This window comes from Pseudohongiella sp. (assembly GCF_011050365.1).
Taxonomy (GTDB): domain Bacteria; phylum Pseudomonadota; class Gammaproteobacteria; order Pseudomonadales; family Pseudohongiellaceae; genus Pseudohongiella.
This window is the reverse complement of the sequence record NZ_DRFV01000003.1, coordinates 46441-69214: the sequence shown is the minus strand read 5'-3', so window position 1 is coordinate 69214 and position 22774 is coordinate 46441. Positions and strand designations below refer to the sequence as shown.

2 protein-coding genes are annotated in these 22774 nt (G+C 58.9%); both read left to right on the top strand.

Annotated elements, in window-relative coordinates; translation table 11 throughout:
* Positions 1-5: 5 nt before the first annotated feature.
* On the top strand, positions 6-9896 hold the full coding sequence (locus ENH71_RS03425) for a non-ribosomal peptide synthetase (RefSeq protein WP_294133232.1): 9891 nt from the start codon (positions 6-8) through the stop codon (positions 9894-9896).
* A 2-nt stretch (positions 9897-9898) separates the two neighbouring features.
* Positions 9899-22741 carry a non-ribosomal peptide synthetase gene (locus ENH71_RS03420; RefSeq protein ID WP_294133230.1) on the top strand — a complete coding sequence of 4281 codons (12843 nt, stop codon included), beginning with the start codon at positions 9899-9901 and terminating at the stop codon, positions 22739-22741.
* The last annotated feature ends 33 nt before the right edge of the window (positions 22742-22774 follow it).

The following is a 22774-nucleotide window of genomic DNA, read 5'->3' as shown; positions in this document are numbered from 1 at the left end:
ACATTATGTCGCACGAACATTCAACTTTCGACGCTATCGCCGCGATAATCGAATCGATCAGTGGTGTCAGCGTCAGCGATCTGAACCGGGATACTGATTTGCTGGACCTGGGCCTTGATTCGTTGATGTTCGTGCGCATTGGCCGTGTGCTGGAGAGCACATATCGCGTCGATATTTCGATGAAACGTTTCTATGACGAACTTTCCGGTCTTGGCACGCTCGCTGACTTCCTGGCTGTCAACGGCACCGCGCAGGAAACCGATCCATCAACACCATCAGGTGAACCGGCAGGCAATGCCGTGCTATCGCAACAGAACATCTCCGGCTCGTTGCCGGACACCGGTATCAGACCGGGAGACAGCACACCTGCGGCGCAACCCCGGGCACCGTCACTGACCACGCCAGTCAGCGCAACGGGCGCCGACATCAATACGGTGATGTCAGCGCATATGGCGTTGATGCGCCGCTATCTGGACGGGGCCGCTGCTGGCAGATATGCAGCAGATCAGGCGCCTCCAGTCGTGCGCGGCGTGCCGGCAGCAGTCACGCGGCAGGCGGCAGCCTCCGGGGATGCCATCGAGACCCGCAAGAAATTCAGTGGCATCGACACCCAAAAAGAAGAACTCAGCACACAGCAGCGTAACTTTATTGAAAAGCTGTCTGCGCGGTTATCGGCGCGTTGCCGGCGTAGCAAACAAATGGCGGAAGAGGGCAGGGAGTATCTGTCTGACTGGAAGTACTCGCTGCAGTTCAAGCAGGATCTGAAAGAACTGCGTTTCCCCATCGTCTGTGAGACCGCGTCGGGTTCGCGGTTTATGGATGTTGATGGCAATGAGTATGTTGATATCGCCATGGGCATGGGTGTGCATTATTTTGGTCACTCCCCGCGCTTCATTGACGACGCCGTGCGAGCCCAGCTTGACCGGAATCTGGCGCTGGGACCTCAATCGCGGCTGGCGCCCGATGTTGCACGTAGAATATGTGAGTTGACCGGTCATCAGCGTGCCGCGTTTTTTGTCACCGGATCGGATGCCGTCATGCTTGCCATGCGTCTGGTGCGGGCTGCGCGTGGCCGCGACAAGGTGGTAATGTTTGCCGGTGCCTATCATGGCATTTGCAGTGATGTATTGGCGGGTCAGGGGGAAAGCGGCGCGGTGCCGATGTCGCCGGGCTTGCCTGCCGGCATTGTTGATGACCTGGTGGTGCTGGATTATGACGCACCCGAATCGCTGGACCGGATCAGGGAACTCGCCGATCACCTTGCCGGTGTGTTGGTGGAGCCGGTGCAGAGCCGCAACCCGGCACTGCAGCCGCAACGCTTTCTGCGTCAGTTGCGCGCGTTATGTACAGAACTGGAAATTCCGCTGATTTTCGACGAAATGGTTAACGGCTTCCGCCAGGCTGCCGGCGGTATGCAGGAATGGTTCGGGGTTAAGGCCGACATGTCGACGTACGGCAAGATCATCGGCGGCGGTTATCCGCTAAGCGTGATCGCCGGTAACGCTGATCTGATGCAGTGGATTGATGGCGGTGTCTGGCATTTTGGTGATGACAGCGCACCGCTGACGGACTCGATTTCAACCGGCGGCACTCACAATAAACATCCGGTGGCGCTGGCCGCTGCCGCTGCAGTGCTCGATCATATCGAAAACAATCCGCAACTCTTCCAGTCTGCCAGAATGCGCATGCATCAACTGGCAGATCGCATCAATGTCTGGTTTGAGCGTCATGCGGTGCCACTTCGCCTCACCTATTTCGGCACCCAGTTCAAATTCGAGAGTTTTGCGTCGGCGCTGGAACTGGAACTGTTTTTCTATCTGTTGCTGGAAAAAGGTGTCTATACCTGGGAATTGCATGTTGCGAATCTGTCCACGGAGCACACACAGGAAGATGCTGATCACCTGTTTGCCGCTATCGTGCATGCGGTGGAATCGCTGCGCGCCGGTGGTTTTGGATTCCGCGCCGCCAAGCTACGGCGCCAGTATGTGCCGATGTCTTCCGTACAAAAGCGACTTTATGCGGTCACGCAGCGCGAAGGCGCCGAGAAACCTTATCATCTGGCAGGCGCCTGGCGGCTGCAGGGCAAGGTCGATGCTGACCGCCTGGAAGACTGCATTCATCAGGTCATTATTCGTCACGAGTCATTGCGCACCGCTTTTGTTGTTGTTGATGGTGAGTTCTATCAACGCATCGTCGCTGAGCCACGCTTTTTTCTGGATCATGTTGATGTCGGTGACGGTAACGTGGAAGAGCTGCTGGATAACTACATCCAGCCCTTTAATCTGTTGGAACCACCTTTGCTGCGTGTGGCTCTGGCCGCTCAGGCAGACGGCTGCCACCTGCTGTTGATGGATGTACATCACATTGTGGCCGATGGTCTGTCGATGAACGTGGTGTTGCAGGAAATCCTGGCGTTGTACGATGGTGCAAGCCTCGACCCGGTGCGCAGTCAGGCGCGACATGTGCAGGATGCCATTGATCAGTATCTGGACAGTGACCGGGCGCGGGAAGCGGCGCGTTACTGGCAGGAGGCGCTCGCCCCCCTGGCTGACTCGCAACAGACCTTCGACCTGTCGCCGGATTTCAGCCGGCCGCCGGTCACCAGTTTCGCCGGCAAACGTATTGCACTAAAGCTGGATACAGATGCCACGGCGGCATTGCATCGCTTCTGCACGAATGCCCGGGTTTCCACGTTTGGCGCCCTGTTTGCGGTATTCGTGGCCTGGACCTGGCGTTACGCACGGCAGCAGCATTTTGTTGTGGGCTTGCCCGGTTCAGGGCGACCTGATGCCGCGGCTGACAACGCCGTGGGGATGTTTGTAAACACCCTGGCGTTTCCGGCCAGCGTGGATGAGCAGAGTTCCGTCGCAGCATTCCTGCAACAGATCAGGGATCGACTGTTCGAGGTGCAGGAACATGCAGATTATCCGTTCAGTTCGGTAATCTCGGCGCTGAATATCGGTCATCGCGCCAATCGCAATCCGCTTTTTGATGTCATGTTTTCTTATGAGAACGCCGGATCACGGGTCATTAAAACCGATACTTTTGCGGGCGAGACACTGACCCAGTACGAAGGTGCGGGCATGTTCGATATCAGCTTCGACCTGATTGAAGCTGAGGGCAGCATACTGATCAACTGCGCGTACGCGGAAAGCCTGTTCAGTGACATCACAATGCGCCGGCGCCTGGACGAGTACCTGGCGTTACTGAAGCTGCTGGTAGCGGGCGAAGCGACCACGGTGGCGGACTGGACAAACGCCGCGGCCAGCTCTCCGGGCACGCAGGCATCGGCGCGCGCCGCCAGTCCGGCAACCCGGCCGGTGGCAGCTTATGCAGCTACAGTTGCAGATACCGACACTGACACGGTTTGCACGTTGTGGGACAAACAGGTGGTTGGCGGCGCACAGAATGTTGCGCTGATTGACGGCAAACGCACGCTGACTTATGCCGAACTCGATCACCAGATAAGGGAAACGGCATTTACGCTGTTCAACCTCTACGGTGTCAGGGCGGGTGACAGGGTTCTGGTAAGCCTGGACTCTTCGGCCGATCTGGTGGTTGTGATGCTCTCATTGTTTTCGATGGGCGCGGTGTATGTGCCAGTGACACCTGACACGCCACTGCCACGGCTGCGCTTGATTCAACAACAGTGCGACGCGCGTTATCTGATTCACGCCGCCGGCCACAACTGTGTCGCTGAGCTCAGGGCGGCGGAGGCGCTGGAATGCATTGCCATGGAGGCGATACGCGAGAGCGTCATCAGCGCAATGCCTCATCAGACATTACAGCCCCCGTGTCCGGACGATGTCGCCTACGTGATCTTCACGTCCGGCAGCACCGGCGTGCCAAAGGGTGTAGAAATCTGTCATGCCGGCATCGTCAACTCGGTGGCCTGGCGGATTCAGAGTTATCACATGGGACAAGCGGATACGACGCTGCAAATGCCCAGTGCGGGCTTCGATGCCTCGGTGATTGATATCCTCAGCGCACTGTTGAGTGGTGGCAGTCTGGTGATGCTGGATACTGCGTCCAAGCGGTCCGTTGAGTGCATCGGGGAAACCATCGGTCAGCACAAGGTGACGTCGATTCTGCTGACGCCGACATTGTATCGCGTTCTGCTGGACCGGATTCCCCGGGCTATGGCATCCCTGCGGTTCATCACCCTGGCAGGCGAAAAATTGCCGCCGGACCTGATGCAGGCGCATTTTGCGCAGGCGCCAAACGTAGAGCTGTGGAACGAATACGGGCCCACCGAGTGCAGCGTTGTGGTCAGCGGTGGCCGGCTGGAACCGGGACAGGACCGTGTCAACATCGGCTGGCCGGTCAACAACGTGCAGGTGCATATACTGGATGAACAGGAACGTCCGACGCCGACCGGGGTGTGGGGACGACTCTGGGTCAGTGGCATCGGCCTCGCCAAGGGTTACGCCGGCGATGAGACCAACACATACAGCAAATTCCGCTGTCTGCCGGCGCTGGACAACCTCCGGTGTTACGACACTGGCGACATTGTGCGTTTGCTGGACAACGGCGCGCTGGAATTCAAAGGCCGTGACGACGGCCAGGTCAAGGTCAATGGCAATCGCATTGAGCTGGAGGATGTCGAATCGGCGTTGCGTAGCCAGCTTGACCTGAGCGAAGTGGCGGCCAGCGTTGTCGCCACGGGAACCAGCGCCAGGCTGCATGGCTGGATCGTGACTGACGCCGAACCCACCGGTTGGCGCGACGCGCTGATGTCGGTATTGCCGGTGTGGATGGTACCCGGAACGCTACATGTGGTCAGCCAGCTGCCGTTATTGCCCAGCGGCAAGCTCGATCGTGGCGCGCTGGTACCGCCACCTGAAAAAGCAGGGCCATTCCCGGACACAGAAACGACACAGGCTGTTCCGGTAACTGCGTGTCTGGAGCAATTGCTGAGTCATTGTCGGGAGGTGCTCGGGCGTCCGGATCTGAAGCCGGGTGATAATTATTTTAATGCCGGCGGTGACTCTATCCAGGCTATCGTGCTGGCATCGCGGTTGAACGAAGCTGGCTATTTGCTGGATATAAATGATCTGTTCCGGAACCCTGTGCTGTCCGAACTCGCGCGCAGGATTGAAGTCAAAGGCAGCCAGCGCAAGTCTGTGTTGCATGCAGCTGAAACGGCACTGCCAACGCCGATGCAGGCGTGGTTCTTCGAAACCTGCAAGGGCGATGCCGATGCCTTTACGCAGGCTGCCTGGGTACGTTTACCTGACCGGATGACGTTGGCACAACTGGATACGCTTTGCCGACACTGGGCCAGCCAGCACAGTGTGTTCCGGGAGGTCCGGGCGTTGATCGCAGACCGTGACGGTCGTCCGCAGCCTGACACGGCGAACGATGCGGTGGTCCATTGCTCGGAAGCCGATACCGGATGGACGCCTGATGCTGTTGCTGAGTCGGCGCGCGGCGACATCAGACTGCAGGGAGGTCCTTTGCTGAGAGTCGTGCTGGTGCATACGGAGGCAGAGAGCAAAGCTCTGGTGGCATTCCATCATTTTGTCGTCGATGCAGTGTCGTGGAAATTGTTGCAAACGCAGTGGGCTCAGCTATGGGAAGATATCGGGGAAAAACACACGCTCCGGACTTTGCCTGCAAGCGCCACCATGCGTCAGTTCGCCAGCGCGCTGCATGACGAAGATGCCAGGCATAAAGCGTTACTGGAAGTTCCGTTCTGGAAGTCAGTGTTGGCGGACGCCAGAACAGTCCTGGGCGCTGGTAACCCGGATCAAATCGCAGAACAATCGGCGCGGCAACAACGCTTGCATCTTGCCGCCAGTCTTGACGCTGAAGTGGCCGAGATTCTGCTTGCCACCGGACACCAATACTTCCGCAGCAGGGGTAGTGATCTGCTGCTGGCCGCGTTCACAGAAGCTGTGGCGCGAGTATTTGAACTCGATGTCGTCACCGTGCTGATGGAATCCAACGGCAGAGCACAACGCTACGCCGACGCTGATTTCTCGACAACGCTGGGCTGGATGACATCAGCATACCCATTGAGCATAGTCACGCCCGACGCGGGCCCGGATGGTGACTGGACAGCGAAGCTTGAGCGTATCCGTGAGCGGACTCAACGCGTGCCGGAGCAGGGTGTTGGCTACGGCGTGCTCAGGTATGTCCTTCGGCATGAAGCTTTGTCGGCGTTCGCGCCCGAGTTTGCGTTTAACTATTTAGGGCGCTTCAAACATCATCCGGACAACGATTTTGCCATCCTCGATGAGTCGCCGGCAGGCGATCGCATGGGTGAACTGGGCCTGCTGCCACCGCTGGAGTTTGTCTGTTTCGCTGATGATGCCGGTTTGCATGTGTCGCTATCCGCGGATGCGGCGCTGGTCGGCCAGGATACGCTGGCGAGTATCCTGACGGCATTCCGGCAGCAGGCACAGGACCTGGTTTCTGTCTGCCGCAAGCTGACGGCCCCGGTCGCACTAGCACCGGTCGATTTCGTCGAAGCCGATTGGTCTCTGGACGATTATCTTGGCTTGCTCCGCGCGAATGCTGTCGAGCGCGGCGATGTCGACAATCTTCTGCCCATTACTGCGATGCAGAGCGGGCTGATTTACCATGCCCGCAGCAAGCCGGATGATCTGGCCTACCTCGAACAGGTGGATTTTACCCTGCATGGTGTCGACGCTGACAAGCTGGCGACCGCTTTCCAGCGCCTGCTCGTGGAATTTCCGTTGCTTCGGGCTGCGTTTGTGGTCGGCAGCAATGGTCGTACCGCGCAATTGATCAGGACGCAGGTGACGCTGCCGGTGGTGTGTCACGACCTGAGCACGTTATCGTCATCGGAGCAGCAGCGTGTGATTGACGAGGCGCGGGCAGCCGATCAGCTCTTGCAATTCGATATCAAGCAGCCGCCGCTGATGCGGGTGCAATTGTTCACGCTACAAAAGCCGCAGCGCAAACGTAAAACGCAGCGAAAACAAAAATCAGACCCCACAGTAAACGGCAAGGTGCATGTTATCTGGACGCACCATCATCTGATCATGGACGGTTGGTGTGTCGGCATTCTGTTCGACAGTCTGCTGTCCTGTTACGCGGAGACAGACGCGCCCGCAACGGACATTATTGCTGCTGATGCGACGCATGACAGGCTGAATCTGGATTACTTCCGCTGGCTGGCCAGTCGGGACAGGGACACCACTGCTGGCTACTGGTCGACACTGTTGGCCGGTGTCGAGCGAGCGACCCGTTTGTTGCCCTGGCCGCAGCCGGATACGAGCAGCGCCGACACAAGCTATCAACTGCAACGCCACACCGTGCAACTGTCTGCCCGTCTGGCGACGGATATGCAGGCCTGGGGTGCGTCACACAATGCAACTATCAGCAGCGTGATCAGGCTGGCCTGGGCAGTATTGCTGGCCAGATTCACCAACAGCGCCGATGTGGTGTACGGCACTGTGGTGTCAGGCAGGCCGCCGGAAATCGCAGGCATTGATCGTGCTGTTGGCCTGTTTATCAATACCGTGCCGGTACGGTTTCAACTGGTCCCCGGGATGACTGCCAACGACGCGCTGGTATTGGTTCAGCAGCAGGCCAACGCCGGTCGCAGCCACGAATATCTGAGTCTGGCCGAGATTCAGGCGGCAGCACCGGATCTGCTTGCGCGCGAACCGCTGTTCGATCATCTGGTGGTGCTGGAAAATTATCCGATGGACGCGGCGCTGCGCGGCAGTGGCGAGTCTGATAATGCAGCCACTGTCGGTATTTCTGACATCCGGGCGTTTGAGCGCACAGACCTGCCGTTGAACCTGGTCATTGTGCCGTCAGATGGAGGCCTTGAGGCCACGTTCATGTTTGATGCGTCGGTTTATCCTGCCCGGCAGATCGAACATCTGGCAGAGCATTTTGCCCACCTTGCGCAAGCACTAGTGCAGACGCCGGATCAGGCCCTGACCTCACTGGACCTGCTGACAGTGGCGGAAAGCAGCTGGCTCTCCGATCAATGGAACGGTCGACAGTCTGCATATCCGACACACACGAGTCTGTTCGCGTTGTATCAGCAAGCCGTCAATCGCCATGGCGACAGAGTCGCACTGCGCGATGATCTGGGCAGTATCAGTTATGCAGAGCTCAATGCAAACGTGCAGCGTGTTGCTGCCGGGCTGTTGCAAAGTGACGCCTTCGCGTCAGGTCGGCGCGTGGCGCTATGGTTGCCACGTAACCGGGATATGATTGTTGGCATGCTGGCAGTGCTGGCGGCAGGTGGCAGTTACGTTGCGCTGGATCCGATTTATCCGGAAGAACGTTTACGCTTTATCGTCGAAGACAGCGGGGCGGCGCTGGTGCTGACGACTGCTGATATGCCGGCCGTAGCATTTGCTGTCAACAGTGTCGATGTCACTGACATGGCATCAGCCACCGACGAGCCTGTCACGCTGCCTGCGCTAACACCGGACACGGCGGCGTATGTAATTTATACCTCGGGTTCTACAGGACAGCCCAAAGGCTGCGAAATTTCTCATCGCAATGTGGTGCGCCTGTTGCGCAACGAGGACTTCGACTTCGACTTCGATCACAATGACGTGTGGGTGTTGGCGCATTCCTTCTGCTTCGATTTTTCAGTCTGGGAAATGTACGGTGCCCTGGTCAATGGTGGCACGCTGGTGATTCCGGCTGCGACCGAAGTACGCAATGTCGAGTCTTTTGCAGAGCTTGTGGCGCGCAACAACGTCACCGTGCTGAATCAGACGCCGGCGGCGTTTTACCAGTTCAGCAAAGCCGTGTTGAAGAAGCAAGCCGCGTCGGGTAAAGCGGGCGCTGGTCTGGCGGCGTTGCGTCTGGTTGTATTCGGTGGTGACGCACTCGCCTGCAACCGGTTGCAGACATGGGTTGACGCATTCCCCACCAGTCGCGTCAAGTTGGTGAACATGTACGGTATTACTGAAACCACCGTCCATGTGAGCTACCGGGAAGTCAACGAAGAGGACATCATAAACGGCTCACGACTGAACCTGGTCGGGCGACCGCTGCCGGAAACCCGCGTGTGGATAGTCGATCGTTACGGCCAGCTACAACCGCCGGGTATCGCAGGTGAAATTGTAGTGGGTGGTAGCGGTGTCGGCATGGGGTATCTGAACCGGCCGGAACTGACGGCACGCAAATTTGCCTCCCTGGAAGCGGCAGGAAAAGAGCGCTGTTACTGGTCAGGCGATGTTGGTTATATCAGTATGGAGCTTGGCCTGGTTTATCAGGGCCGCAACGATCATCAGGTGCAGGTCCGCGGCTTCCGCGTTGAATGCGAGGAAATCGCGCGATGTCTTGAGATGCACCAGAGCGTTGCCGAAGCATTGGTGATTGCGACCGAGAATACGCATGGTACGGAACTTGTCGCCTATCTGGTCGGTGACGAAACGGCTGCCCCTGTGCAGTGGCGACCGTGGCTATCGACCCGGGTGCCGGACTACATGATTCCCTCATACACGCTATGGCTGAATGCGCTGCCAATGACCACCAATGGCAAGATTGATCGCGCGGCGCTGCCCGATCCGTTCAGTGTGGTAACGGCGCCCGAGACGGAGCCGGCAGACGATGTTGAGGCCAATATCATCAGCGCCTGGCAACAAGTGCTTGAGCATGAAAAGGTTGATTCGCATACCAACTTTTTCGATGTTGGCGGGCACAGCCTGAAAGCGCTGACATTGGTCGATGTATTGCAAACCCGGTTTGGACTGAGTCTCGGTGTGGCTGACGTTTTTGAGTTTCCCACGCCACGCCAGCAGGCGACACTGTGTCAGGCCAATGGAGCTGTTGCATCGCCGCCAGCGGATGATATTGATGCCGTGCTGTCGGATATCGATGTCGACGATCTCGATCTGGATGCGCTCGAAGCGCTGCTCGCCGATGTAACAGACAAGGGGCAGGGCAGGTAAACGTGGACAACAATGCGGCACTCAAAACACGTCTGGAAAAACTGTCGCCCGAACAGCGCACGGCGCTGGTGCAGCAGATTGCCCGGTTGCGTGAACAGCGGGGTCAGCAACAGGGGCGCCCGCCCGCCGGCTCGCGTTATCCGCTGAGTCTGGCACAGCGCCGTCTTTGGCTTTTGTCTCAGCTCGGTAGTGAAGCCAGTGCCGCCTATAATATTGCCTCTGCATTTACTTTCGACAGGGGTCTGGATCGGGAGCGACTACAGCGTGCCTGGCGCAGGCTGCTGGCCAACCACGAAGTGCTTTGTTCCTCTTTCGTTCAGCAGGACGACGAATTGTTCCAGGTTCCGCGCGCTGTTGGCGGGTGGACACTGCAGCAGCATACGCTGGTTCCTGAGCAGGACGTGGCAACACAGCTCCAGCAACTGGCCAGCGCCGAAGCTGTCCGGCCGTTTGATCTGCAACAGGACTGGTTGCTCAGGGTGATTTATTGCGCGGCGGATGCCGGGCAGACGGGGCTTGTTGTGGTCATTCATCACAGCGTCTGCGATGGCCTGTCGATTACCCATATGGTATGGGAGCTGGCGCAGTACTACGAGGACGATACGCTGGTCGCAGGCCCTGCGATTGCCGGTGATCAAGCGGCGCCGGCAGCGCTGCAATACCGGGATTTTGTTGACCACGAACGCCGTGCGGATACCGGCAAGGCGAGGGCATACTGGAAAAACGTTTTCTCCAGCGCGCCGGAAACACTCGATGCCTTGCTGGACCTGCCGCGGCCGGTGAGCAAGGATTTTCGCGGCAGTTCTGTTACGGCAACGCTGCCAGCGTCGGATGCTGCTGCGTTCGAGACCCTCTGCCATACACACAATGCTACGTTGACCATGGGACTGGTGGCGCTGGTGCAACTGCTATTGGCACGTTTTGCCAATGTCGGTGAAGTCACTCTGGGAACGCCGGTGGCCGGTCGCCCCGGCGCGCAGTTTGACAAGGTCGTGGGCCCGTTCGTCAACACCATTGCGCTGCGTCAGGCTGTGGATCGCAAGCAGACTTTCCCGGAACTGCTGACGCAGGTACGTCGCCGCGTGCTGGAGGGCTTCCAGCATCAGGGCCTGGCGTTCGATGAACTGGTAACGGAGCTTGGGTTCGCCAAAGACCCGAGCCGGTCACCATTGTATGACGTCATGCTTGGGTTCACGGCGGCGGACGACCTGGCGCTGAGCTTCAGCGACGGCGCCGGACATGACAGCGTGGGTCGGTCACTGCGAATACCGCAGGCCTACAGCAAGGTGGATCTGACCTTTCATGTTGAGAAGCAGAGCGATGGCAGCCTGCGACTTGATCTGGAGTATGCCACCAGCGTGATCCTTCACGCGACCGCCCGGCGATTGTGTGATGCCTGGCGCTTACTGGCCGGTGCGCTACCACGGCATCCGACACGCCCGATGGGTGAATTGGCACTGCAGAGCGAGTCAGATCAGCGTTTATTGCTGGAGCAGGTGAACGCGACCGCAAGGCCATATCCGCAGGATTCTTCGCTTGTCGAGGAGTTCCGCAAGGTCGTGCAGCGTAGTCCCGACGCAATCGCAGTGCATGCCGGGGATGCGCAGCTTAGCTACCTTGAACTGGATCAGCGATCCGGGCAACTGGCGCAAATGCTGTTGCAGCATCCGGCACATCAGCCGGGTCGTCACATCGCGCTGATGCTGGAAAAAGATGAACGCGCTCTGATCGTGATACTCGCCATTCTGAAAAGCCGTTGCGTTTACGTGCCGCTGGCCGCCAATACGCCCGTGGAGCGGATCGGTGACGTGATTGCAGCAGGTGAAGTGCCGCTGCTGTTTGCGGAGACTGAACGCATTCCGGCGCTTCAGCAACTGGATGTGACATTGCTTGATACCGATGCCTTGCTCATTTCTGGCGAGGCAGGCGTGGCGACGGCTTCAAACATCGCCGGCAAGGTACTGCCGTTGCGAAGCGACGCTGGCAAAACAACGGCTGATGCAGTTCCGGAGCCGGCCTATCTGATGTTTACCTCCGGCTCAACCGGCATACCCAAAGGAACGCTGATCGAACAGCGCTCCGTGCTCAGGCTGGTGTGCAATACAGATTATCATCAGGTCCGGGCAAACGAGCGCGTTTTGTTGACGGGCTCGCTGGCCTTCGATGCGGCCACCTTTGAAATCTGGGGCGCATTGCTGAACGGCGGCTGTGTCTGTATTCCGGCTGGCACGACATTGCTTGAAGTACATGAATTTCACACGCTGGTGGAGCATTACCGGATTGATACTGCCTTTTTGACCACGGGGCTGTTCAACCAGCTGGTTGATAACAGTGCCGGGGCGTTTGATCGACTGCAAACCGTGCTCACCGGTGGCGAAAAAATCTCCGTCGAGCACGTCAGGAAAATACTGCAGCGGCAGCATGGTTTAAAATTACTGCACGTGTACGGTCCTACTGAAAACACCACCTTTTCCACCTGGCACCGGGTTGCCGTGGATGACCTGGCACTGGCAACCATCCCCATAGGCAGGCCGATTGCCAATAGCCGCATTTATCTGCTGGACCCCGATATGCGCCCCGTGCCCATCGGCGTACCGGGAGAAATAGTGTGCGGCGGCGACGGCATCGCGCGTGGTTACCTGACACCGCAGGATGCCGGGCGCAGCGACCAGTCTGCCGCTTTCCTGGCGGACCCTTTTCTGCCAGCCGGTGCCGGCAGGCTTTACCGGACGGGCGATATCGCCAAATGGAACCACAATCGTGAACTGGTGTTTCTGGGCCGCAACGACAGGCAGGTGAAGATACGCGGTTTCCGCGTTGAACTCGGTGAGGTGGAACACCACTTGCGGTCCTTGCCCGGCGTCCTGGATGCATTTGTGCAGGCACGCGGCGCGGCGGGCAGCAGTGAGCTGGTGGCCTGGCTGGTGGGGCCAGGCGCAATCGGCAGCACAGTCGGGGTGGTGCGTGAGGCATTAAAAGGCAGCGTGGCGAATTACATGTTGCCCGCGAAAATCGTGCACATTGAACGTCTGCCGCTAAACGCCAGTGGCAAAGTCGACGTCAACGCGCTGCCATTGCCGGAAGATACGGATACCGGCGATACGCCTGCCGGGCAACTGCACGGAAAAGCGGAACAGGATCTGGCGAGCCTGTATGCCGCGGTGCTCGGGCTGACAGGAAGTGCCGCACTGACGATAGATCGCGAGGCGAACTTCTTTTCCCTGGGCGGCGATTCGATCCGCGCCATTCAGCTGGTGTCGCAGGCCCGTGCCAGCGGTTATCACTTCACGCTGAAAGATATTTTTGCCTCGGAGACGCTCGCCGGCCTCGCCGCGACGGCGGCGGTGACAGCCGTTGTCGCGAGTGAAGAAGCGTTGCAATCCGGGCCGCTGAGCCCTACCCAGCATTGGTGGCTGGAGCAATGCGGCCCACCTGTTGATCATTTTAATCTGTCCAGCGTGTTCAGGATCGCCGAACCCGTTGACCTCAACGTCCTGCGCAGGGTGCTCGACGAGCTAATGGAATTACACCCGGCTCTGCGCCTGACGCTCGATGCTGATACCCAAGTGCAAAGCATAAGAGGTACCGGCAGTTATGTGTTGCGAACCGTCGAGGCGGGGCAGTCTCGCCAGCAGTGCTGGCTGGAACTGCAACAGGCCATAGACCTGCAAGCTGGGGTGCTGCTCGCGGTCGGCGTAGCAGCGGAGGCCGATACCAGCTATCTGGCGGTGGTGGTTCATCATCTTGCTGCAGATGAAGTGTCCGGGCGTCTGTTTGCCCAGAACCTTGAGCGCCTGTATCAACGCCATCTGGCCGCGCAGCGCGGCACAGCGACGCCTGAAGGGCACATCGACGCAACCAGCACTGCCCGGAATCCAGTCCGTGAAGCACTTGGCATCATCAATTGGTCCGCGCAATTACAGGCGGCGGTGGCAAACGGCGCACTGGATCGTGATCTTGGCTACTGGCAGGAGGTCGTCGCTCACGGCAAACAGATTATTGCCGGACAACAACAACTGTTTGCCGATGAACAGATACAGCGCGACAGCGCAGTACACACAATGCCACAGCGCGAGACCCGGACGCTGCTGCAGCTCAGCGCAACGCTGCTCCGCATGACGCCGCAGGAAGTATTGCTGGCGGCTTTCATCCGCGCCTGGCAGAGCACGCTGACTCATGCTGGCTGCGTTTTATCGCTGGAGGGTCATGGCCGGGAAGCAGTTGATGGTCTCGGTGATTGCAGTTCGACGTTGGGCTGGTTCACCTCGCTGTATCCCTTTGTGTTTGCCGGTGGCGATAAATCGCAGCTTGATCTTTACCGCGAAGTGAAGGACAGCATCAGGCGGCTGCCGGCCAAAGGTTTCAGTTATCTGCCACTGCGTTTCTATAAAGACGATGACGTGCGGCAGACGCTGACCCTGCGACCGCAGCTGAGCTTCAATTATCTGGGCGAGAGCGGCACGGATCAGGATGTCTGGCTGGCTCCGGCAAATGAGCCAGCCGGCAATGATCATGGTGACGCTGTCGTTGAACCCTTCAGACTCGACGTGCTGGCGCGAATCACCGATGGCCAGCTGGAACTGATGCTGCGTGGTCAGAATCCGCACTCGTCAGCGGGTCTTGCTGCGCTCGCCGCCGCCTGGCGTACTGAGCTTGGCGCGCTGCTAACCCGTTTGCAGGCTCTGTCGACTGGCAATAGGGATGACAGTGACACAGATCAGTGCCTGCTCTCGCTGTCCGACAGCCTGGTTGCTTTTGCGTCGCTCGCCGAGCTTGACGCCACGCTTGCGGCGTTGCAATTGCCTGCCGCCGGCGTCGAAGAAATATTGCCACTGACTGGGATGCAGGCGGGCATGTGGCTGCATTGTGCGACCCACCCGACAGCCTATCAGGACCAGGTTGCCCTGCGTCTGCAGCAGCCACTTGATGAACAACGGTTCGCCGCCGCCGTGCAGGCCCTGGTTGCGGAAACCCAGGCGCTGAGAACCGGGTTTGCGCAGACGACGAGTGGCGACCTGCTGCAGATCGTCTTTTGTGAACGGTCGGGAAATTATCAGTATATCGACAACTCTGTCGACACGGGTGTTGCTAACGACCGGCACGAGGATGAACTTTCCCGCCTGCGCGCGACGTTGCGCAGCAGGCCACGTGATCTGTTACATGACCCTCTGTTCAGTCTCACGCTGGTCTTTATTAACGCGGACTGTTTTGAGCTCATCATCGATTTCCATCATATGGCGCTCGATGGCTGGACCAGCGCGTTATTGCTGCAACGGCTGGAAGCGCTGTATTTTGGCGAGGCCCGTGGCGGTGACGGCAACGCGGCCAACGGCATGCGGGCGTATTTCCAGTGGCTGGGCCGGCAGTCGCCGGTGCGGGCGCGCGACTACTGGCAGCAGTTACTGGGTGATTATCAAAGCCGCAGTGACGTGCCTACGCATCTGCCGCGACTACCCGCCGATGAACCGAGTCCGCTGTTTGTCGAAACTCGTACCGGGGAAGCCTTGCATGCCAGACTGTTAAGCTGGTGTGAGCAGCAGGGACTCACGCTTAACGCCGTTGTTCAGACATTGTGGGGCGTCTATCTGGGCCGCCTGACCGGCAGCGATGACGTGGTGTTTGGTGCCACCGTAGCCGGGCGCGACATTGATCTCGCCGGTGTCGGCGCCATCGCAGGCATGCTGATCAATACCTTGCCTGTGCGCATTCAGACAGCCAATGCGGCGACGTTCGCTGAACAGGTACGCGAAACTGCGCAACAATTTGCCGATAGCATGAGTTTTGGCCACCTGACGCTGGCGGAAATTCAGACGCTGACACCAGCCCGCGCCGGCCTGGTGACACACGCGCTGGTGTTTGAAAACTACCCTGTGTCTGATGCAGACGCGGCGCGCTGGCAATGGCAGCCGCAGGAAATATTCGATCCAATGCACTTCGAATTTGGCCTGATCGTGGCACCGCTGGCAAAGGACCTCAGCTTCCGGTTTGTCGCCGATGGCAGTCTGTATCTAGAGGACAGGCTGCACGCCATGGGCACAGATCTGTGCGCTTTGCTCGCTGCCTTGCTGGACGGCCAGCAGTCGCCTGCTGCGCTGGCTCAGGACGCGGCAGCAGGCTGGACTGTCTCCGCGAATTTTACGGCGGACAGCCTTATCGGGCTGCTACAGTATCACGAATATGTCAGTGGCCATTCCGGGGCCGTCACGCAGCTGCCATACGATCAGAGTGTGCAGGAGCTGATCAATCCTGACTCACGACTCAGACGCCTGCATCCTCAGCAGCATGTGGTGCTGTGGCGGCCGGTCACAGATGAAAACGGTCAGGTACTGGCGTCCACCGCTGCCGACCAGTTGGCGGAGCTTACTGCGGCGCTGGTCACCTATTCGCGCGCCTGTCCGGACAGCCGCCTGTACTTTGTGCCCTGCCCGTGGCCCGACTGTTATGGACAAAACGGTTATTCGCAGGACGGTGACTGGGCCTTGTACCTTGAGTTTACTGCGTATGCGGCTGATGCACTCGCAGGTATGCACAATGCGGAAGTGTTGAGTCTGGAAAATCTCGCCGATACCTATGACCTGAAGCAGGTCTGTTATCCCCCCGAACTTGTGTTTGGCGATATCCCTTATGCCGAGGAATTCTTTGCGGCGCTGGCAAACAGACTCGCAAGGTTGTGCGATCAGCAGGGCAGGCGTCCGGTCAAAGTGTACATCGTTGATGCCGACGACACGCTATGGGGTGGCATTGTCGGTGAAGAGGGTGTGGACGGCATCCGCCTTGATGCGGTGCATATCCGCCTGCAGCAACAATTGCTGGCTGCGCGCGCAGCCGGTGCGCTGATTTGCCTGGCGACCAAGAACAACGAGGACGACGTGCGCGCAGTGTTCGAACAGCGCGATATGCCCTTGCACTGGGCGCACCTGACGCGGGTGTGTGCCGGCTGGCGACCAAAGTCGGAGAGTATTCTGACACTGGCCGAAGATCTGTCTCTGGGCCTTGACAGTTTCGTCTTCATTGATGACAGCCCGCTGGAGTGTGAACAGGTACTTGCGGCCTGTCCTGGTGTGCTGGCTATACAGTTGCCGCCGGCGCAGGAGCGCGAGGATTTCCTCAATCACCTCTGGTTGCTTGATGCCCGCGCTGCCACGCGTGAGGATACAGCGCGCGCCCGCATGTATGCCGAAGAGCTGCAACGCGCCAGCGTAAGAAAGACAACCGCTAGCTATGCCGATTTTCTGCTGTCACTGGATATCCGCGTTGACATGCACACGCTGGCGCAGGACGAGTTACCGCGGGTGGCGCAATTGTCCCAGCGGACGAATCAGTTCAATACCACCGGAATCCGCTATACCGAGGCTGAACTGGGCGCGTTACTGCAGGAGCCGGACATCGATATTCGTTGTGTCAGTGTGACCGACAAATATGGAAAGTATGGTTTGACCGGCAGTGTTTTCATTCGCCGTGGCATTGATGTCTGGAGCGTTTTCGGTTTTATGCTTAGTTGTCGTGTGCTGGGCCGTGGTGTGGAACATACCATCCTGCGCCAGCTTGCGCAGGAGGCTGAGGCTATCGGCGTCGGGGCACTGCGTGTGGATTTCGTCAAACTGGCGCGTAATACGCCGGCGCTGCAATTCCTGCAAAGCATCACAAGCACACCTTTTGCGCTGCGGCAGGGTACCACTGACAGCCAATACCGTCTGGAGGTGTCCGATGCCGGGCACTGGCAGCCGGGCGCCGAAGACAGTGCAGTGGCGCCGGCACACAGCGCAGAAACACAGGCGCTGACGCCTCCGGACGCCGGTCACGGCGAAGCACCTGATGCGCACCAGAGAGCACGAGTCAGCACAACTGCCGGGCAATCGTCCGCTAGCATGTCCCGCTATTATCAACAGCTTGCCAGCACGCTGAACTCCGGCGCGGCCATCCTGCATGAGTTGCAGCATCAGGCCGTCATTCAGCAGACCGATCGCGTTGCAAGCAAGGCCGCAGCAAGGACACTGCCGGTGACGGCGACAGAGGTGGCGCTGGCCGGCTTCTTTAGTGAACTACTGGGGCAGTCCGATATCTACCGCGAAGACAGCTTTCACGATCTGGGCGGACACAGCCTGAAGGCCATGATGCTGTTTTCGCGCATTGCCGCGCATTTCGGATTGACGCTGGATTTCCGCGATTTGCAGAGTAATCCAACGTTAACCGAACTGGCAGCAGCAATTGATGTCAACGTTCTGAATGCCGATGGGACGCCGGCGACGGAACCTGTTTTGCAGGCCTTGCCCGAGGCAGACAGTTACCCGGTCTCGCCCGGCCAGTCCAGGTTGTGGATGCTGGAGCAGCTTCGTGCTGCCGGCCCCTCGCCGTTACACATGCATGCCACGCTGACGGTCGCTGGCAGTATCAACCACCGGGCGCTGGATAGCGCATTGCATGCCCTGTTGGTGCGACACGAGTCGCTGCGTACATGCTTCCGCGAGGACGCCCGGGGCAGAGTCAGACAACTGGTGATGCCCCTCGCGCCACTGTCGGATTCCGGGCAAGCAAGTCAGGCATCAAATAATGACCATGCGTCACAAAACAGTCGCGTGTACTGGTTCGAGGCTGCGCTGAATGAAGCGGATTTGCAGGCGACGGCGCAGGAACTCAACGGGCTGGCTTTCGATCTGAGTACGGCGCCGCTGGTGCGCATTGCGGCTGGCGAACTGACATCCGGCGGCAGTGTGCTTTTTATCACCATGCATCACATTATCAGTGACGGCTGGTCGATGGGGATATTCTCCAGAGAGCTCACCCGACTGTATCAGACCTTCAGTGAAGATCAGTGCCCGGATGAGGCCGCGGACGGTGTCCCCGCAGATCGCCTGCAGTTTCGGGATTTCGCCAGCTGGCAGCTCGACTGGCTGGCGTCGGAAGCCGGCGCTGACGCCGTGCAGTTCTGGCGGGAGCACTTTGCTCGCCCGGTAGAGGTGTTGCAACTGCCGGCCTCAGGGCCGCGGCCGGCGCTGATGCAAAGTGCAGGCGCTTCGGTTCACATCGACATTGAGCCAGCCGTGTGGACTGGCTTTTCACGCCAGCTGTCCACTATGGGCGTCAGTGATTTCAGTGGCCTGTTCGCTGCTCTGCAGCTCGTGCTCGCCCGGCTCAGCGGGCAACAGGACTTCTGTATAGGCACCGCAGTGGCCGGCAGGCGGCATCCTCAACTCGAATCAGTAATCGGTTTTTTTGTTAATATTCTGCCGCTCAGAGCCACGCTGGCGCTGGATGACCGGGTGGACAGATTCCTGCTTGCCGTAGCGGCAGAAGTAAACGACTGTCTTTCACATCAGGGTGTGCCATTCGACACTATTGTCGCAAACCTGGATCTGGTCAGGGACCCGGGCAGAACACCACTCTTTGATGTGTTGCTGGTGCTGCAGAATACCGACGTAGAGGATCTCCGGTTCGGCGCGCATGTCGCCGAAGTGCATCCGGTTGCGTCCACCACCAGCCAGTACGATCTTACCGTCAGCGCGTTTCCGGCGGCGGACGGGGGGCTGAGATTACTTGCGGAATACGACAATGTCATCTATTCCCGGGCCAACATCGAATTGATTTTGCGCTGTCTCGGGCAAACGCTGAATGGCCTGACCGGCAGTCACAGCGAAACGCTGGTGAACATTCCCTGGCTGGATGACAGTGACGCTGCATGTGTGCAGGCATTCGAAGGCGATGCTCTGTTCAGTCAGCGGTCTGACGCCGAACAAGACCTGCTGCCGGACCTATTCAGACGTGCTGCTGCCAATGCCAGTGGCAGAATCAGCGATGCCGACAGTGACTGGTCTTATGCGGAGCTGGAAAGCGAAATGCAACGCATCGCCAATCTGTTGCACGCGGCGCGGCCCGCCGACAGTGCCGGTGAGAGTTCTGGCAAGAGTTCCGGCAAGCGTTCCTGCAAGAGTTCCGTGCGTAAACAGGTGCACGTCGGCGTCATCGGCCGGCGCAGCGTTCGCAGCGTTGCGGCACTGCTGGGAACGATGGCGGCGGGTGCCATTTATATACCTCTGGATCTCAGCAATCCGCTGGACCGTCTGCTGCTGATTATTGGCGAAGGTTCGGTGGATATGCTGCTGAGCACCGATCAGGAAGGAGCTGATCTGGCTGCCGAGTTGCAGCAGCGGCAACAGAATCTGCAGCATATTCGTTACGCGGATAACGCAAGCGGGGCAGGTCCGGGTGCTGCGGGCGGCATGAGCGTGGATACCCGCGCCATCGCTTACATGATTTTCACCTCCGGCTCGACAGGCAAGCCCAAAGGTGTGCAGATTTCGCATGCGGCATTTTCGGCAATGATCCGACAACAGATTCCGGCGTTCGACGTGCACGGCGACGACGTCTGTGCGCAATTTGCTGCACTGTCTTTTGATGCTTCTTTGTCAGAAGTGTTTCTCGCGCTGGGCACGGGTGCATCGCTGGCAATTGCGCCGGATGCGGCGCGCAATGACATCGACATCTTCATGCAATGGCTGGACAAAAAGGCAGTCACCGTGATCACCTTGCCGCCGGTATTTTTGCGTGCACTCGACAAGCGAGCGTTGGGTGCGCTGCGTGTACTGGTGACGGCAGGTGATGCAGCTATTGGCGAGGATCTGCGGCATTACGCAAAAACCTTGCGCGTAATGAATGCGTATGGCCCGACGGAGACCTCTGTGTGCGCATCTGTTTACCGGGTTAATGAGCACGATGAATGGCCCTTTGGCGTACCCATAGGCAAGCCTCTGCCAGGAGTCATGTTGACCGTGCGCGATGCGTCGGGTTCGCGGGTGCCTGTGGGCGCGACAGGTGAGCTGTACATTGGCGGCGAAACGTTGGGCCAGGGTTATTACGGCGCCGCCGAGCTTAGCGCAAAAAAATTCACTACGCTCAGTGTTGCTGCGCAGACGGATGGCCTGCAGCGTCGCTGGTACCGCTCCGGGGATCTTGTACGCTGGCGCGATGACGGCCTGCTTGAATTTGCCGGGCGCGTGGACGCCCAGCTCAAGGTCCGCGGTTACCGTATCGAACCTGGCGAAATTGAACATGCTGCGCGCCAGGTGGACGGCGTCGATGATGCGCTGGCGCTATTACATCCACAGCTGGGTCTGCTGCTGTATTGCGTGACGGGGCGGGAGCAGGACGCCCGCGATGTACTCAGGTCTGCCATTATTGCGGCGCTGGGGAGATCCCTGCCCCGACATATGCTGCCGGGTTCGGTGGTGCTGCTGGATAGGTTTCCGCTGTCTGCCGCCGGCAAGGTGGAGCGCGGCACGCTGCTGGCGCTTGCCACCGGACCGGGCACAGCGTTTGTCCCACCCGCGACGGATGCGGAGCGGGTACTGGCACAAATCTGGTGTCGTGTGCTGGGTGCGGAGCGTGTCGGGTGCCATGACGATTTCTTTACCCTCGGTGGCGATTCAATCAAGGCGCTTGAGGTGCTCAGTGGCATCCGGGCAGCTGGCTATACCTGTGAGCTGAAAGACTTCTTTGCGTTTCCGCTATTGATGCAAATGGCCGGTACATTAACACCATGGCAGGATTCAGGGCACTTCAGGGAAGCACTTGTCGGCGATGTTGCGTTGCTGCCGGTGCAGCGCTGGTTTCTGGGTTCCAGAAGCACTGAAGCGGCCCGGCATTTCCACATTGTTACTGAATTGAAGGTCACCGCCGGGGTGTCGCAAAGCGTGCTGGCGGAGGCCATGACAGCGTTGATACAGCATCATGACTCCCTGCGTGCACGTTTTTATATGCTGGATGGACAATGGTTGCAGGAAATACAGGAGACGCTGAACCTGGCTGACGTGCTCACTTGCTATCGTCGTGGCGCTTCCGCCGACCTGCAGGCAGACCAGTCTGCTATCGAAGCACTGGCCTGTCGCCCCTTTGAACTCGAAGCAGGGCCTCTGGTTCGTGGCATCCTGGTACAGGGGCCTGATGGCGACAGCGAGTCGGTGGTGCTGGCGTTGCACCATCTTGTCGCGGACTGGGTTTCACTGCGCACGCTGATTGCCGACCTGAACGCGCTGACGCAGGCCTTGCTGGCAGGCGAGACCGGGCTCGCCCGTCTGTCTCCACCCCATTTACTACGGGAAGTGGCAGATGTGCGTTCTGCGGAACTGCTATCGGCACAGCAGACAGCTTCCGATGCGTATCATAAAGCTGTGGCAACGACGGCTGCGCTGGCGCCGGATTGTGGCTTGCACAATGAGTTGCACACGCTGCATTTGCGAATTGCTGCTAATGAACTGGCGGCTTTGTGCGAATCCCTGCACCGGCAGTCTGCCGCACAGCAGGTCGAGTTCAGGTTGCAGGACATGTTGCTGGCGACAACATTGAGTGAGCTTGGCGGCCTGCTGCCAGTTGAAGAAATTCCACTGTTGGTGGAAAGTCATGGCCGTGACGGCTCGCTGGACTTGTCTCGTCAGGTCGCCTGGCTGACACGTGCCCGGCTGCTCAATCTCGCGCCGCAACTCTTTGCCGGGCCTGACGCGCTGCAGCACGCTCATCAGGCCTTGCAAGCCGATACCCGGTCGCAGCCGGATGTGTTTGCCTGCGTGGCTGCCGAAGCTGAATTGCACCAGGCATTGCCCGCGCTGGTGAGCTTTAATTATCTTGGGGAATTTACCAACAGTCAGCACCCGGACGATCTGTACACGCTGACGGGCAGGGTTTTTGACGGGGCGATGGCGTCGACGTCTCCGGTCGATGTGCCGTTGCATATGGAGTTTTATGTTGTAGATAATGCACTGGAAATACAGGTAGCATGGTCTGCAGTCGTATTCGAGTCCGGTACCATGCGGGCTTGCTGGGAAAGGGTGCGGCGCAAATTTGCGCGCGTATGATTTTTTATCCACCATCGTTATGGGAAGGACTGC